This is a genomic window from Micromonospora sp. NBC_01740, assembly GCF_035920365.1.
In the GTDB taxonomy this organism is placed as follows: Bacteria; Actinomycetota; Actinomycetes; order Mycobacteriales; family Micromonosporaceae; genus Micromonospora; species Micromonospora reichwaldensis.
In genome coordinates this window covers 4,472,083-4,488,117 of record NZ_CP109150.1, presented here as the reverse complement: position 1 = coordinate 4,488,117, position 16,035 = coordinate 4,472,083, and the positions used below count along the sequence as shown (strand labels likewise).

Genomic DNA, 16,035 nt, shown 5'->3' with positions numbered 1-16,035 from the left:
GAGCTGGAAGGTCAGGAGATGCCGAGGTCCTTGTCGACCATCGCGAACAACTCGTCGTCGGTGGCGTCGTCGAGGTGCCGGCCGATGTCGGCGCCACCGCTGTCCTGGGCGAGCCGGGACAGCATCGCCTGCAGGCGTACGGTGGCCCGCACCCGGGCCGCCTCGTCCCGCGCCACCACGTCGAGGCTGTCGGCGATCCGGTCCAGATCGTCGAGGAGGGCGGTCGGGGTGACCACGTCGTCGTGGGCGACCTCGGCGAAGAGGTACTCCGCCAGGGTCGTCGGGGTCGGGTAGTCGAAGACCAGGGTGACCGGCAGGGCCACGCCGGTGGCCGAGCCGAGTCGGTTGCGCAGCTCGACGGCGGTGACGGAGTCGAAGCCCAGCTCCCGGAACGCCCGGTGCTCGTCCACCGACTCGGCGGACGGGTAGTTGAGCACGGCGGCGACCTGGCTGCGGACCAGGCCGAGCAGCACGGCGAGCCGCTCGGCGGCGGGCAGGCCGGCGAGCCGGTCCTGCAACGTCTCCGGGCCGTCGCCGGCCTCCACGCTGGCCACCTGCTCGGCCGTGACGAGGCGCCGCACGTCCGGCAGGTCGCTGATCAGCGGGCCGGGCCGGGTGGCGGTGAAGGCGACGGAGAACCGTTCCCAGGCGATGTCGGCGATGGTCAGGAACGCCTCGCCGTGGTCCACGGCCTGGTGCAGCGCGGCGATGGCCGCCTCGGGGGTCATCTCGGGCACGCCGTGGCGGTGCAGCAGCTCGCCGAGCGGCCCGTCGGCCATGCCGCCGCCGGCCCACGCCCCCCAGGCGATGGAGGTGGCGGTCAGGCCGAGGCCACGCCGGTGCTGGGCGAGGGCGTCGAGGAACGCGTTGCTCGGGGCGTAGTTGCCGACGCCGGAGCTGGCCACGCTGCCGGCGAAGGACGAGAACATGATGAACGCCGACAGCTCGTGGTCGAGGGTCAGCTCGTGCAGGTTGTACGCGACGTCGACCTTGGCCTGGAGCACCCGCTCGATCTGCTCCGGCCGGATGTCGTTGATCATGGCGTCGTCGAGCACGGCGGAGGCGTGCACGACCGTGGTGAGCGGGTACTCGGCGGGGATCGCGTCGATCAGGTCGGCCAGGGCGTCCCGGTCGGAGGCGTCGCACTCGACGACGGTCGCCTGGGCGCCCAGCTCGGTGAGGTCGTCGACGAGCTGCTGCGCGCCCGGCGCGGCCATGCCCCGCCGGCTGACGACCACGATGTTCTCCACGCCGCTGCGGGCCAGCCAGCGGGCGGCGTGCCCACCGAGCGCGCCGGTGCCGCCGGTGACCAGCGCCGTGCCGTACGGCTGCCACGGGTTCGCGGGCTGGCTCTCGCCGAGCGGGACCCGGGTGAGCCGGCGGGCGAGCAGGCCGCCGGGGCGTACCGCGATCTGGTCCTCCTCGCCGGCGGCGGTGAGGGCCGCGACCAGCAGGTCGGCGCAGCGCTCGTCGACGGCCTCCGGCAGGTCCACGAGACCGCCCCAGCGCTGCGGGTGCTCCAGCGCGGCGACCCGGCCGAAGCCCCAGACCAGCGACTGCACCGGGGAGCGCAGCAGGTCGGCCATGCCGACCGACGCGGCGCCGGAGGTGACGCTCCACATCGGGGCGCGCAGGCCGAGGTCGCCGAGGGCCTGGAAGAGCGCGACGGTGGCGGCGAAGCCGCCGGGCACCGACGGGTGCAGCGGGTGGGCCAGCTCGTCGAACGCGAGCAGCGAGACCACGCCGGTCACCTCGGCGGCGGCGTCGTCGCCACCCGGCGCGGCGGCGAGCGCCTCCTGAAGCAGCTTGCCGAACTGGTCGCGGTCGACGTCGGGGGTGGAGACGGGCACCGGGACGAGCGTCGCGCCGGCCGCCGTGAACGCCTCGACGCAGGCGTCCTGCCAGGGCTCGATGATGTCGCCGGTGGGGAGCACGACGACCCAGGTGCCGCTCATGCCCCGGTTGGCGACGCCGGTCAGCGGCTTCCAGGTGTCCTGGTAGCGCCAGCTGTCGATGTCGGACTGGCGGCGCCGCTGCCGGCGCCAGGAGGTGAGCAGCGGCAGGGCCGGCAGCAGCGCGTCGAGGACCTCGTGGGCCGGGGTGTCCTCGGTGGCGATGGTCTCGGCGAGGGCGGTGACGTCCCCGCGTTCCACGGCCGCCCAGAAGCTCGTGTCGCTGGGGTCGCCGCCGGCCGCGCCCTGGAGCAGGCTCTGCAGGTCGGGGCCGCCGCTGCCGTCCAGCCAGAACCGCTGGTGGTCGAAGGCGTACGTGGGCAGCGGCGCCACCTCGGTCTCGGCGAGGACGTTCGTCAGGTCGACGGGCAGGCCGATGGCGTACGCGGTGGCGAGGTTGGTCAGCAGCCGGGTCGCGTCGTCGTCGCCGCGGCGCAGGCTGCCCAGGGTGTGCCCGGTGACGCCGGTGTCGTCGAGGATCGCCGTGACCGGCATCGTCAGCACCGGGTGCGGGCTGATCTCCACGAACGTGGTGTGCCCGGCGGCGATCGCCGTCCGGACGGCGGCGTCGAACCGCACGGTGCGGCGCAGGTTGTCGTACCAGTAGTCCGCGGTCATCGAGGTCGGGTCGACCCAGTCCCCGGTGAGCGTGGAGACCAGGCGGGTGTGGCCGGCCTGCGGGGTGACGTCGGCCAGGTCCGCGCGGAGCTGCTCGGCGACCTGCTGCACGGCCTCGGAGTGGGAGGCGTAGTCCACGGGGATGAGCCGGGCGCGCAGGCCCTCGGCCTGGCACGCCGCCACGAGGTCGGCGACGGGCTGCGGCGGGCCGGAGACCACGACGGTGGAGGGGCCGTTGACCGCCGCGACGCCGACGCCCGGGAAGGCCGGCAGCCGCTCGGCGACCGCGTCGGCCGACAGGTCCACCGACGCCATCGTGCCGGTGCCGCGCAGCACGGTCAGCGCCCGCGAGCGCAACGCGACGGCCTTCGCCGCGTCCTCGATGCTGAGGATGCCGGCGACACAGGCCGCGCCGATCTCGCCCTGCGAGTGGCCGACGACCGCGTCCGGGACGACGCCCGCCGCGCGCCACACGGCCGCGAGGGCGATGCCGACGGCCCACAGCACGGGCTGCACGACCTCGACCCGCTCCAGCCACGACTCGTCGTCGCCGGTGAGCACCGACACGAGGTCCACGTCCAGGTACGGGGCGAGGGCCCGCTGGCACTCGGCCAGCTTCGCGTCGAACACCGGCGTCCGGCCCACCAGGCCGGCGGCCATCCGCGCCGACTGCGCGCCCTGGCCCGGGAAGACGAAGACGGGGCCGGTGCCGGCGCTGGTGACCGTACCGGTGACGAGGTTGCCGGCCGGGTGGCCGGCGGCGAGGGCGTCCAGCCCGGCGAGCAGCTCGTCGGTGCCGAGGCCCGCCACGGCGGCGCGGTGGTCGAACGTCGACCGGGTGGTGGCCAGCGACCAGCCGACGGCCGCCGGGGCGAGGTCGCCGTGCTCGCGCACGTGCCGCGCGAGCCGGGCGGCCTGCCCGGCGAGGGCGGAGCGCGACCGGGCCGACACCGGCCAGAGGGTCACGTCCGAGGCGACCAGGCCGGGGCGACGCGCGGGCTCGACGGCGGTGGCCTCGACGGCCTCGTCGCCGTCCACGGACGCCGGTTCGGCGACGCGCGGCCGGTACTCCTCCAGGATCACGTGGGCGTTGGTGCCGCTCACGCCGAACGAGGAGACGCCGCCGCGGCGGGGGCGGTCCAGCTCCGGCCACGGCTTGGACTCGGTGAGCAGGGAGACCGCCCCGGCGGTCCAGTCCACGTGCGGGGACGGCTCGTCGACGTGCAGGGTCTCCGGCATGACGCCGTTGCGCAGCGCCATCACCATCTTGACCAGCCCGGCGACGCCGGCGGCGCTCTGGGTGTGGCCGATGTTCGACTTGACCGAGCCCAGCCACAGCGGCCGGTCGGCGGGACGGTCCTGCCCGTACGTGGCGATGAGCGCCTGCGCCTCGATGGGGTCGCCGAGGGTGGTGCCGGTGCCGTGCGCCTCGACCATGTCGACGTCGGCGGTGCCGAGCCGGGCGTTGGCGAGGGCCTGGCGGATGACCCGCTGCTGGGAGGGGCCGTTCGGGGCGGTGAGCCCGTTGGACGCGCCGTCCTGGTTGAGGGCGCTGCCCCGGATCACGGCGAGGATCGGGTGGCCGTTGCGCTCGGCGTCGGCCAGCCGCTCCACGACGAGCACGCCGCCGCCCTCGCCCCAGCCGGTGCCGTCCGCGCCGGCCGCGAAGGCCCTGCACCGGCCGTCGACGGACATGCCGCGCTGCCGGGAGAAGACGACGAACACGCCGGGGGTGACCATCACGGTGACGCCGCCGGCGATGGCCAGGTCGCACTCGCCGCGGCGCAGCGCGTTCACGGCGAGGTGCAGGGCCACCAGCGAGGAGGAGCAGGCGGTGTCGACGGTGACGGCGGGGCCGTTGAGGCCGAGGGTGAACGAGATCCGGCCGGACGCGACGCTTGTGGTGTTGCCGGTGCCGATGTACATGTCGACGCCCTCGGGCACGTTCGGCAGACCCATGCCGTAGTTCGAGGTGCTCAGCCCGACGAAGACACCGGTGGAGCTGCCGCGCAGCGACAGCGGGTCGATGCCGGCCCGCTCGACGGCCTCCCAGGACGTCTCCAGCAGCAGCCGCTGCTGCGGGTCCATGGCGAGGGCCTCACGCGGCGAGATCCCGAACAGGGACGGGTCGAAGTCACCGGCGCCGTCGAGGAACCCGCCGATGCGCGTGTAGCTCTTGCCCGGCTTGTTGGGGTCGGGGTCGTAGAGCGCTTCCAGGTCCCAGCCCCGGTCGTCCGGGAACTCGGTGAGCGCGTCCCGGCCGTCGGCGACGAGGTCCCACAGGGCTTCCGGCGACCGGACCCCACCGGGGAAGCGGCAGCTCATCGAGACGATGGCCAGGGGTTCCTGGTCGCGCGCCTCGACGGTCTGCAGCTTGCGCTTGGTCTCGTGCAGGTCGGCGGTGACCCGCTTGAGGAAGTACCGCAGCTTGTCATCGCTCATCGGGGGGCACCTGCCTCGATTGGAAGGTTGGTCATCTCAGGAGATTCCAAACTCTTTGCTGATGAAGTCGAAGATCTCGTCGTCGCTGGCCGAGTCGAGGTCGGGCCGGTCCGGTTCGGCGGCGGGTCCGGCCGCCAGGTCGGACGCCTTGGCGAGCAGGTCCTGCATCCGGGCGGTGAAGCGGGCCCGGGCCGCCGGGTCGAGCGGGATGGCGTTGAGCAGGCTCTCCACCGTGTCGATGCCCTGGAAGAGGGGCTGCGTGGAGGGCGCCGCGTCGGCGGCGATCTCGCTGGTCAGCTTCTCGGCGAGCGCGGTCGGCGTCGGGTAGTCGAAGACCAGCGTCGCCGGCAGCCGCAGCCCGGACAGGCCGTTGAGCCGGTTGCGCAGGTCGACGGCGGTGAGCGAGTCGAAGCCCAGGTCGGTGAAGAGCCGGTTCGGGTCGACGGCGTCGGCGCCGGCGTGGCCGAGGACGGCGGCGATGTTCGCCCGTACCACGTCGAGCACCACCTTGAGCCGCTCCGGGCCGGCCAGGCCGGCGAGCCGCTGGCTGAGCTGCACCCCGCCGGAGCGGGCGCCGGTGGCGTCGACGGAGCGCCGCAGCGGCACCCGGACCAGGGCCCGGAGCATCGGCGCGAGGGTGCCGGCCTCGGCCTGCCCGCGCAGCGTCCCGACGTCCAGGCGCATCGGCACGACGGCCGCCGCGTCGAGCCGCCAGGCGGCGTCGAAGAGGTTCAGCGCCTGCTCGGTGGCGAGGCCGGCGGCGCCCTGCTCGGCCATCCGCCGCACGTCGTCGTCGCCGAGGTGGCCGGTCATGCCGCTGGCCTGCTCCCAGAGGCCCCACGCGAGCGAGATGCCGGCGAGCCCGCGGGCCCGGCGGTGCGCCGCGAGGGCGTCGAGGAAGGCGTTCGACGCGGCGTAGTTGGACTGGCCGGCGCTGCCCAGGGTGGCCGCCGCCGAGGAGAAGAGGACGAAGGCCGCGAGGTTCGCGTCGGCCGTGAGGCGGTGCAGGTGCCACGCCGCGTCGATCTTCGGCACGGCGACCGCGTCCACCCGTTCGGGCGTCATCGACTCCAGCACGCCGTCGTCGAGGACACCGGCGGCGTGCACCACGGCGGTGAGCGGGTGCGCGGCGGGCACCCCGGCCAGCAGTGCCGACAGGGCGTCGGGGTCGGCGGCGTCGCAGGCCGCGACGGTCACCTCCGTACCGGCGCCGGCGAGTTCGGTGACGAGGTCGTCGATCCCCTCGGCCGCCGCGCCGCGCCGCCCGGCCAGCAGCAGGTGCCGCACGCCGTGGGTGGTGGCGAGGTGGCGGGCCAGGATGCGGCCCAGCACGCCCGTGCCGCCGGTGATCAGCACGGTGCCGTCCGGGTCGATCCCGCCGGGCAGCGGCTCCACGCCGGCCGGGACCCGCCCGAGCCGTGGCGTGCGCACCTGCCCGGCCCGCACGGCGAGCTGCGGCTCGCCGGAGGCGATCGCGGCGGCCAGCGCGGTGGCGCTGTCCGGGGTGTCGTCGAGGTCGACGAGCTGGCACCGGCCCGGGTGTTCGAGCTGGGCGGTGCGCAGCAGACCCCAGACCGGGGCCTGGCGCAGGTTGACCACCTGCTGCTCGCCCGCCGCGACCGCGTCGCGGGTGACCAGCACCAGCCGGGACTCGGCGAACCGGTCGTCGGCGAGCCAGGTCCGCAACGCGGCGAGGGTACGGTGCGTGGTGGCCCGCGCCTGCCCGGCCAGCGCCGGGTCCGTCGGGTCCCCGGCGTCGCCGATCGGCACGATCACCGCCTCGGGCGCCGGCTCACCCCCGGCGAGCAGGTCGCCCAGCGAGTCGAGGCCGACGTCGGTACGCACCCGGGCGCCGGCCGCCTCGCAGGCGGCGCTGAGCGCCAGGTCGTCGCCGAGTGCCACCCAGCGGGTGGCGGCCGGCACGGGGCCGGTGGGCACCGGCAGCGCCGGCCAGTCCACCTGGAACAGCGACTCGTGCCGGCCGGAGCGGGCCGCGCCGAGCGAGTCGCCGGAGACCCGGCGCATGATCAGCGAGTCGACGTGCAGCACCGGGGCGCCGGTGGCGTCGGCCACCTGGAAGGAGACGCCGACCTCGCCGGCGGCGGCGACGCGTACGCGCAGGGCGGTGGCCCCGGCGGCGAGCAGGGACACCCCGGTCCAGGCGAACGGCAGGCGGGGCACGGTGGCGTCGGCGCCGTCGCCCATCCGGCCGAGGAAGCCGCCGATCGACATGGCCTGCAACGCGCCGTCCAGCAGTGCCGGGTGCACCCCGAAGCGGCCGGCCTCGGCGTGGTGGTCGGCGGGCAGTTCGACCTCGGCGAAGACCTCGTCGTCGCGGGTCCACGCGGCGCGCAGGCCACGGAACGCCGGGCCGTACCCGAAGACGGTCGCCTCGATGCCGGAGTAGAAGTCGTCGGCCTCGACGCGCGTCGCGCCGGGCGGCGGCCACACCCCCAGGTCGAAGGCGGGCGCGGCGTCGCCCGGCTGCGGACCGAGCAGGCCGGTGGCGTGGCAGGTCCAGGCGACGTCGGCCAGGATCTCGTCGGAGCCGTCCCGGTAGGGCCGGGAGTAGAGCTGGACGGTGCGCCGCCCGTCGTCGTCCCGGTCGCCGACCATCAGCTGCACCTGGAGCGCGCCGAGTTCGGGCAGGACGAGCGGGGCGAGCAGGGTCAGCTCCTCCACCGTCGGGCAGCCGGCCTGCTCACCGGCGTACGTGGCCAGCTCGACGAAGGCGGTGCCGGGCAGCAGGATGTTGTCCATCACCCGGTGCTCGCCGAGCCACGGGTGGGTACGCACCGACAGCCGCCCGGTGAAGACCATCCGCTCGCTGTCGGGGAAGGTCAGCGTGGCGCTGAGCAGCGGGTGTCCGGCGTCCTGGAGGCCGGCGGAGCTGACGTCCTGCGCCCGGTGCAGCGGCGGCTCGACCCAGTACCGCTGGTGGTCGAAGGCGTACGTGGGCAGCGCCACGACGTCGGTCCCGGCGAGGACCGTGCCCAGGTCGACGGGCAGGCCGATCGTGTGGGCGGTGGCGAGGTTCGTCAGCAGCCGCGTCGCGTCGTCGTCACCGCGACGCAGGCTGCCCAGGGTGTGCCCGCTCGCGCCGGCGTCGTCCAGGATCGCCGTCACCGGCATCGTCAGCACCGGATGCGGGGAGATCTCGACGAACGTGGTGTGCCCGGCGGCGACCGCGACGCGGACGGCGGCGTCGAACTGGACGGTCTGCCGCAGGTTGTCGTACCAGTAGTCCGCGGTCATCGACGCCGGGTCCACCCAGTCCCCCGTCAGCGTCGACACCAGCCGGGTGTGGCCGGCCTGCGGGGTCACGTCGGCGAGGTCTGCGCGCAACCGCTCGGCGACCTCCTGCACCGCCGCCGAATGCGACGCGTAGTCCACGGGGATCAGTCGGGCGCGCACACCTTCGGCCTGGCACGCCTCGACCAGGTCGGCGACCGGCTGCGGCGGACCGGAGACCACGACGGTGGACGGGCCGTTGACCGCCGCCACCCCGACGCCCGGGAACGCCGGCAGCCGCTCGGCCACCGCCTCTGCCGACAGGTCCACCGACGCCATCGTCCCCGTGCCCCGCAGCACCGTCAGCGCCCGCGAGCGCAGCGCCACGGCCTTCGCCGCGTCCTCGATGCTGAGGATGCCGGCCACGCAGGCCGCGCCGATCTCGCCCTGCGAGTGACCGACCACCGCCGCCGGGGCCACCCCGGCGTGCTGCCACACGGCGGCGAGCGCCATGCCGACAGCCCACAGCACCGGCTGCACGACCTCGACCCGCGCCAGCCACGACTCGTCCTCACCGGTGAGCACCGACACGAGATCGACATCGAGATACGGGGCGAGGGCCCGCTGGCACTCCGCCAGCCGCGCGTCGAACACCGGCGTACGACCGACGAGACCGGCCGCCATCCGCGCCGACTGCGCGCCCTGACCCGGGAACACGAACACCGGACCCGCACCGTGGGGCGTGGCGGTGCCGGCGACGACGTTGCCAGCCGGCGCCCCCGACGCCAGCGCGTCCAGCCCCGCCAGCAGCTCCTCCAGGCTCGACCCGACGACGGCGGCCCGCTGGTCGAACACCGACCGGGTGGCGGCGAGGGACCAGCCCACCGCCGCCGCATCGACCTCGCCGCGCTCACGCACGTACTCCGCCAGGCGGGCAGCCTGGCCCGCCAGTGCGGCCTTCGACCGCCCCGACAGCGACCACAGCACCGCGTCGGAGGTCACGAGCCCGGGTCCGGGCTCGGCCGGAGCCACGGCCTGCGGCTCGTCGGCCTGCTCGATGATCACGTGGGCGTTGGTGCCGGAGATGCCGAACGAGGACACCGCCGCCCGGCGCGGCCGGTCCACCGCCGGCCACGGCCGCGACTCCGTCGCCAGCTCCACCGCGCCGGAGGTCCAGTCGATGTGCGGGGACGGCTCGTCCACGTGCAGCGTCGCCGGGACGAGGCCGTGCCGGATGGCCTGCACCATCTTGATCACGCCGGCGACACCGGCGGCGGCCTGGGCGTGGCCGATGTTCGACTTGATCGAGCCGAGCAGCAGCGGCCGGTCGGCGGGCCGCTCCCGCCCGTACGTGGCGAGCAGGGCCTGCGCCTCGATCGGGTCACCGAGGGTCGTGCCCGTGCCGTGCGCCTCGACCACGTCCACGTCGGCGGTCGTCAGGCGGGCCGACGCGAGGGCCTGGCGGATCACCCGCTGCTGCGAGGGGCCGTTCGGGGCGGTCAGCCCGTTGGAGGCGCCGTCCTGGTTGATCGCGGAGCCGCGCACCACCGCGTACACGGTGCGGCCCTGCCGGCGGGCGTCGGAGAGCCGCTGCACGAGCAGCATGCCGACGCCCTCGGACCAACCGGTGCCGTCGGCGGACGCGGCGAAGGACTTGCACCGGCCGTCGGCGGCGAGGCCGCGCTGCCGGGAGAACTCGACGAACGCGGTCGGGGTGGCCATCACCATGACGCCGCCGGCGAGGGCCATGTCGCACTCACCGCGCCGCAGCGCCTGACCGGCCCAGTGCAGCGCGACGAGGGAGGACGAGCAGGCGGTGTCCAGCGACACCGCCGGCCCTTCCAGCCCGAACGTGTACGCCACCCGCCCGGAGATGACGCTGCTGGTCATCCCGGTCAGCATGTAGCCCTCGGCGGCCTCCGGCGAGTACGCGAGCAGCGAGCCGTAGTCCTGGCCGCTGGTGCCGACGAAGACGCCGGTGCTGCTGCCCCGTACGTCGGTCGGATCGATGCCGGCGGACTCGAAGGACTCCCAGGTGGTCTCCAGCAGCAGCCGCTGCTGCGGGTCCATGGCCAGGGCCTCGCGGGGCGAGATGCCGAAGAAGCCGGGGTCGAAGCGGTCGACGCCGCTGAGGAAGCCGCCGCCGCGGGCGTAGAAGGTGCCGGGGGCGTCGGGGTCGGGGCTGTAGAGGCTGTCGAGGTCCCAGCCCCGGTCGGTCGGCAGGTCGCTGATCGCGTCGACGCCGTCGACCACCAGCCGCCACAGGTCGTCGGGCGACCACACGCCGCCGGGCAGCCGGCAGGCCATGCCGATGATCGCGAGGGGCTCGTCGTCGCCGACCGGCACGGCGGTCGTCGTGGGTCGCACGGGGACCGGGGTGCCGGCGATCTCCGTACCCAGGAAGGCTGCCAGGTCGTGCGGGGTCGGGTAGTCGAAGACGAGGGTGGCCGGCAGCCGCATCCCGAAGGCGTTGTTGAGCCGGTTGCGCATCTCGACGGCGGTGAGCGAGTCGAAGCCGAACTCGCTGAACGCCCGGCGCGGCTCGATGGCCGCCGGGTCGGGGTAGCCGAGCACGGCGGCGGCCTGGCCGCGGACGATCTCGACCAGCGCGGCGGCCCGCTCGGCGTCGCCGAGCCCGGCGAGCTGCTGCACCAGCGAGGCGCCGGTGGTGGCCGCGGCGGCGCGGGCGGGCATGCGGATCAGCGCCCGGTACAGCGGCGGGATGCTCCCGCCGGCGAACTGCACCTTCATCGCGGCGAGGTCCAGCCGGGCCGGGACGAGCGCGGCGTCGGTGGTGCGGCAGGCCGCGTCGAAGAGGGCGAGCCCCTCCTCGGCCTCCATGGCGGCGACGCCGGAGCGGGAGATCCGGTTGAGGTGGACGTCGTCCAGCTCGGTGGTCATGCCGCTGCGGTCGGCCCAGAGGCCCCAGGCGAGGGTGAGGGCGGCGAGGCCGCGCGCCTTGCGGTGCTGGGCCAGCCCGTCGAGGAACGCGTTGGCGGCGGCGTAGTTGCCCTGGCCCGGGCCGCCTGCGGTGGCGGCGAGCGAGGAGTACGAGACGAACGCCTTCAGATCGAGGTCGGCGGTCAGCTCGTGCAGGTGCCACGCGGCGTCGACCTTGGGCCGCAGCACGCCGTCCATCCGCTCGGGGGTGAGCGAGGAGATGACGCCGTCGTCGCGGACGCCGGCGGCGTGGATGACGGCGGTGAGCGGGTGCTCCGCCGGGATGCCGGCCAGCAGCTCGGCCACGGCGGCGCGGTCGGCGACGTCGCAGGCGGCGACGGTGACGCTCACGCCGAGCGACTCCAACTCGGCGCAGAGCTCCGCGACGCCCCCGGCGGCGCGGCCGCGCCGGCTGGTGAGGATCAGGTGCCGGACGCCGTACGTGTCCACCAGGTGCCGGCTCATGAGCTGGCCGAGGGTGCCGGTGGCGCCGGTGATCAGGACGGTGCCGTTCCCGTCGAACGGGGCGGCCGGCGGCTCGCTCGGGGCGGGGACCCGGGTGAGCCGGGCGCCGGCGGCGACGCCCGCGCGGATCACGACCTGCGGCTCGTCGGTGGCGACGGCCGGGACGAGCGCGGCGGCGCAGCCGGCGATGTCGTCGACGTCGACCAGCACGAACCGGTCGGGGTTCTCCGACTGGGCGGAGCGGAGCAGGCCGATCACGGCGGCGCCGGCCAGGTCGGTCAGGTCGGTGTCCCATTCGTTGGCGACCGCGCCCGAGGTCAGCACCACCAGCCGGGAGTCCGCGTAGCGCTCCTCGGCGAGGAACTGCTGGAGCACGGCGAGCGCCCGGTGGGTCACCTCGGCGACGGCCCCGGGCACGTCCGCCGACGCGGGCGGGTCGAGGAACGGCACGACCAGCACGCCGGGCGCGCCCGTCCCGTCGTCCATCGCCGTGGCCAGGGCGGACAGGTCGGCGTACGCCGCCACGGTCGTACCGGTGGCGGCGACCGCGTCGGTGAGCGCCGCCGCGTCGCCGATGACCGCCCAGTCGACGGTGGACGGGCCGGCGGGCAGCGCGAGCGGGGCCCACTCGACCCTGAACAGCGACTCGGCGCCGCCGCCCCCGGCGGTGCGGAGCTGGTCGGCGGAGACCGGCCGCAGGACCAGGGAGCCGACGGAGATGACGGGCGCGCCGGTGACGTCGGTGAGCAGCAGCGAGATGCTGTCGGGGCCGGTGTGCGAGACCCGGACGCGGGCCGCCGCGGCCCCGGCGCCGTGCAGGGCGACGTCGTTCCAGGAGAACGGCAGCCGGCCGTACCCCGGGGGCATGTCCGCCCCGGACGGCTCCCCGGCCGGCGTGGTCAGGCCGAGGGTGTGCAGCGCCGCGTCGAGCAGGGCCGGGTGCAGGCCGTACCCGCCGGCCTCCGCCGCGGGGGCCTCGGGCAGCGCCAGCTCGGCGAAGAGGTCGTCGCCGCGCCGCCAGGCGGAGCGCAGGGCGATGAACGACGGGCCGTAGTCGTAGCCCTGGGCGGCGAGGTTCAGGTAGAGGTCGTCGGTGCCGACCTCGGTCGCGCCCGGCGGGGGCCAGGTGGTCAGGTCGGACCAGCCGGCGGGGCCGCTCGGCACGGCCGGGCCGCTGGCCAACACTCCGCTGGCGTTGCGGGTCCAGGCCCGCTCGCCCTCGTCCGGCTCGCCGTCCTGGGCGGAGTGCAGCGACACGGACCGGCAGCCGGTCTCGTCCGCCGGGCCGATCCAGAGCTGGATGTCGACGCCCCCGGTCTCCGGCAGGATCAGCGGCGATTCCAGGGTGAGTTCGCGGACGTGGTCGGCGCCGACGTGCGCGCCGGCCTGGAGGGCGAGTTCGACGAAGCCGGTGCCGGGCAGCAGCACGGTGTCGAAGACGACGTGGTCGGAGATCCACGGGTGGGTACGCCGGGCCAGCCGCCCGGTGAACAGGAAGCCCTCGGCGTGCGCGACGCCGACGGCGGCCCCGAGCAGGGGGTGTTGCGCGGGCCGCAGGCCGAACGCGGTGACGTCGCCGGTCCACCCGGCGCCCGCCTCGGGCCAGTAGCGCTGGTGCTGGAACGCGTACGTGGGCAGGTCCACCCGCCGGGCGCCGGTGTCGGCGAACCACGGCTGCCAGTCGACGGCCACCCCGTGCGCGTGCAGCTCGGCCAGCCCGGCCAGCAGCCCGTGCACGGCGGGCCGGTCCTTGCGCTGCACGGCGACGGCCAGCACGCCGTCGTCGCCGGGCAGGATGTCCGCCGCCATCGCGGTCAGTACGCTCTGCGGCCCGATCTCCAGGAACGTGTCCGCCCCGGCGGCGCGCAGCGCGGTGACCCCGTCGGCGTAGCGGACGGCCTGCCGGACGTGGCGCACCCAGTAGTCGGCGGTGCGGATCTCGTCGGCGTCGGCGAGCGCCCCGGTCACGTTCGACACGATCGGCAACGTCGGCGCGGCGAAGGTCAGCCCGGCCAGGACGGCCCGGAACTCGGCGAGCATCGGCTCCATCAGCGGACTGTGGAACGCATGGCTGACCGTGAGCCGACGCGTGCGTGCGCCTCGGTCCTTCCAGAGCCGCTCCACCTCGTCGAGGGCCTCGACGGCGCCGGAGACGACCACCGAGGTCGGCCCGTTCACGGCCGCTACTCCCACGTCGGCTAGGCCGTCGAGCGTGGCGAGCACGTCGGCCTCGGCCGCCGCGACGGCGAGCATCCCGCCGCCCGTGGGCAGCGCCTGCATCAGCCGGCCCCGCGCCGCCACCAGCGCCGCCGCGTCCGCCAGGGACAGCACCCCGGCCACGTGCGCGGCGGCGACCTCGCCGATCGAGTGGCCGCCCACGAAGTCCGGCACCACGCCGTACGAGCCGACGAGCCGGAACAGCGCCACCTCGACCGCGAACAGCCCGGCCTGGGTGAACACGGTCTGGTCCAGCAGCTCCGCCTCGGCGGAACCCTCCGGAGCGAACAGCACGTCCTTCAGCGGGCGCGGCAGCAGCGGGTCGAGCTGCGCGCACACCTCGTCCAGCGCGGCGGCGAAGACCGGGAACTCGGCGTACAACTCCCGGCCCATGCCGGCGCGCTGCGCGCCCTGGCCGGAGAAGAGCACCGCCAGCGTTCCCCGGCCGCCGGCCTGACCCGTGACGACCGCGCCCGACGGCTCCCCGGCGGCGAGGGCGCGCAGCCCGGCCAGCAGGTCGTCGCGGCCCGTCGCGGAGACCACGGCCCGGTGGTCCAGGGTGGAGCGGGAGGTGACCGACGAGAACGCCACGTCCAGGGGCCGCAGGGTCTCGTCGGCGGCGATCCGGGCCGCCCAGCGGCCCGCCTGCGCGGCGAGGCCGGCCGCGTCCCGGGCCGACACCGGCACCGGCACGACCGGCCGCTCGACCACAGGCGCGGCGGCGGCCGACGGGGACTGCTGGGGCGCCGGGGCCTGCTCCAGGATGGTGTGCGCGTTGGTGCCGGACACCCCGAACGAGGAGACCGCCGAGCGGCGCGGGCGGCCCGCCGCCGGCCACGGCGTCGCCTCGGTCACCAGCGACACCTCGCCGGCCGACCAGTCGACCTCGGGCGTCGGCTCGTCCACGTGCAGGGTGGGCGGCACGACGCCGTGCCGCATCGCCATGACCATCTTGATCACACCGGCGACACCGGCGGCGGCCTGGGCGTGACCGATGTTCGACTTGACCGACCCGAGCAGCAGCGGCGCCGAGTCCCCCCGGTCCTGCCCGTACGTGGCGAGCAGCGCCTGCGCCTCGATGGGGTCGCCGAGCCGGGTGCCGGTGCCGTGCGCCTCCACCACGTCCACGCCGCCGGCGGCGAGACCGGCGTTGGCCAGGGCCTGCTGGATCACCCGCTGCTGCGACGGCCCGTTCGGGGCACTCAGGCCGTTGGAGGCGCCGTCCTGGTTCACCGCGCTGCCCCGCACCACGGCGAGGATCGGGTGGCCGTTGCGCTGCGCGTCCGACAGCCGCTCCAGCACCAGGACGCCGACGCCCTCGGACCAGCCGGTCCCGTCGGCGGCGGCGGCGAACGCCTTGCACCGGCCGTCGGCGGCGAGACCGCGCTGCCGGGAGAACTCGACGAAGGCGGCCGGGGTGCACATGGCGGTGACCCCGGCGACGATGGCCAGGGTGCACTCCCGCTGCCGCAGCGCCTGCCCCGCCAGGTGCAGGGCGACCAGGGACGACGAGCAGGCGGTGTCGATGGTGACCGCCGGCCCCTCCAGCCCGAAGGTGTAGGCGATCCGGCCGGAGACCACGCTGCCGGCGTTGCCGGTCATCAGGTGCCCTTCGAGGCCCTGCGCGGCGCCCATCAGCACGGTGCCGTAGTCCTGGCCGGTGCTGCCGGCGAAGACACCGGTGCGGCTGCCGCGCAGCGAGTGCGGGTCGATGCCGGCCCGCTCCAGGGCCTCCCACGAGGTCTCCAGCAGCCAGCGCTGCTGCGGGTCCATCGCCAGCGCCTCCCGGGGGGAGATCGCGAAGAAGCCCGGGTCGAAGTCGGCCAGGTCGTGGACGAAGCCGCCCTGCCGCGTGTACGAGGTGCCGCTCTGCTCGGGGTCGCTGTCGTAGAGCGACCCGAGGTCCCAGCCGCGGTCCTCCGGGAAGTCGGAGACGACGTCCCGGCCGGACGCGACGACCTCCCACAGGTCCTCGGGCGACCGCACCCCGCCGGGGAAGCGGCAGCTCATGGAGACGATGGCGACCGGTTCCTGTTCACCGGCCTCCACCTCGCGCAGGCGCTGGCGCACCTGGTGCAGGTCAGCGGTGACCCGCTTGAGGTAGTCGAGAAGCTTCGCCTCGTCAGCCATGGACCGCGCACTCCTTGTGTTGACCCGTCGTCGCAGCAGC

2 protein-coding genes are annotated in these 16,035 nt (G+C 75.4%); both read right to left on the bottom strand.

Annotation, left to right across the window (positions count from 1 at the left end):
- Positions 1 to 11 precede the first annotated feature (11 nt).
- Positions 12 to 5,012 carry a type I polyketide synthase gene (locus OG989_RS19960; protein ID WP_327028051.1) on the bottom strand — a complete coding sequence of 1,667 codons (5,001 nt, stop codon included), beginning with the start codon at positions 5,010 to 5,012 and terminating at the stop codon, positions 12 to 14.
- Positions 5,013 to 5,048: 36 nt separating this feature from the next.
- Positions 5,049 to 15,995 (bottom strand): type I polyketide synthase, encoded by a 10,947-nt coding sequence (locus tag OG989_RS19955; protein WP_327028050.1) that lies wholly within the window; start codon positions 15,993 to 15,995, stop codon positions 5,049 to 5,051.
- Positions 15,996 to 16,035 lie beyond the last annotated feature (40 nt).

What these genes read in the sequence shown, in the direction of transcription:
- OG989_RS19960 (WP_327028051.1), bottom strand. Translation starts at nt 5,012, where the DNA reads ATGAGCGATGACAAGCTGCGGTACTTCCTCAAGCGGGTCACCGCCGAC.
- OG989_RS19955 (WP_327028050.1), bottom strand. Translation starts at nt 15,995, where the DNA reads ATGGCTGACGAGGCGAAGCTTCTCGACTACCTCAAGCGGGTCACCGCT.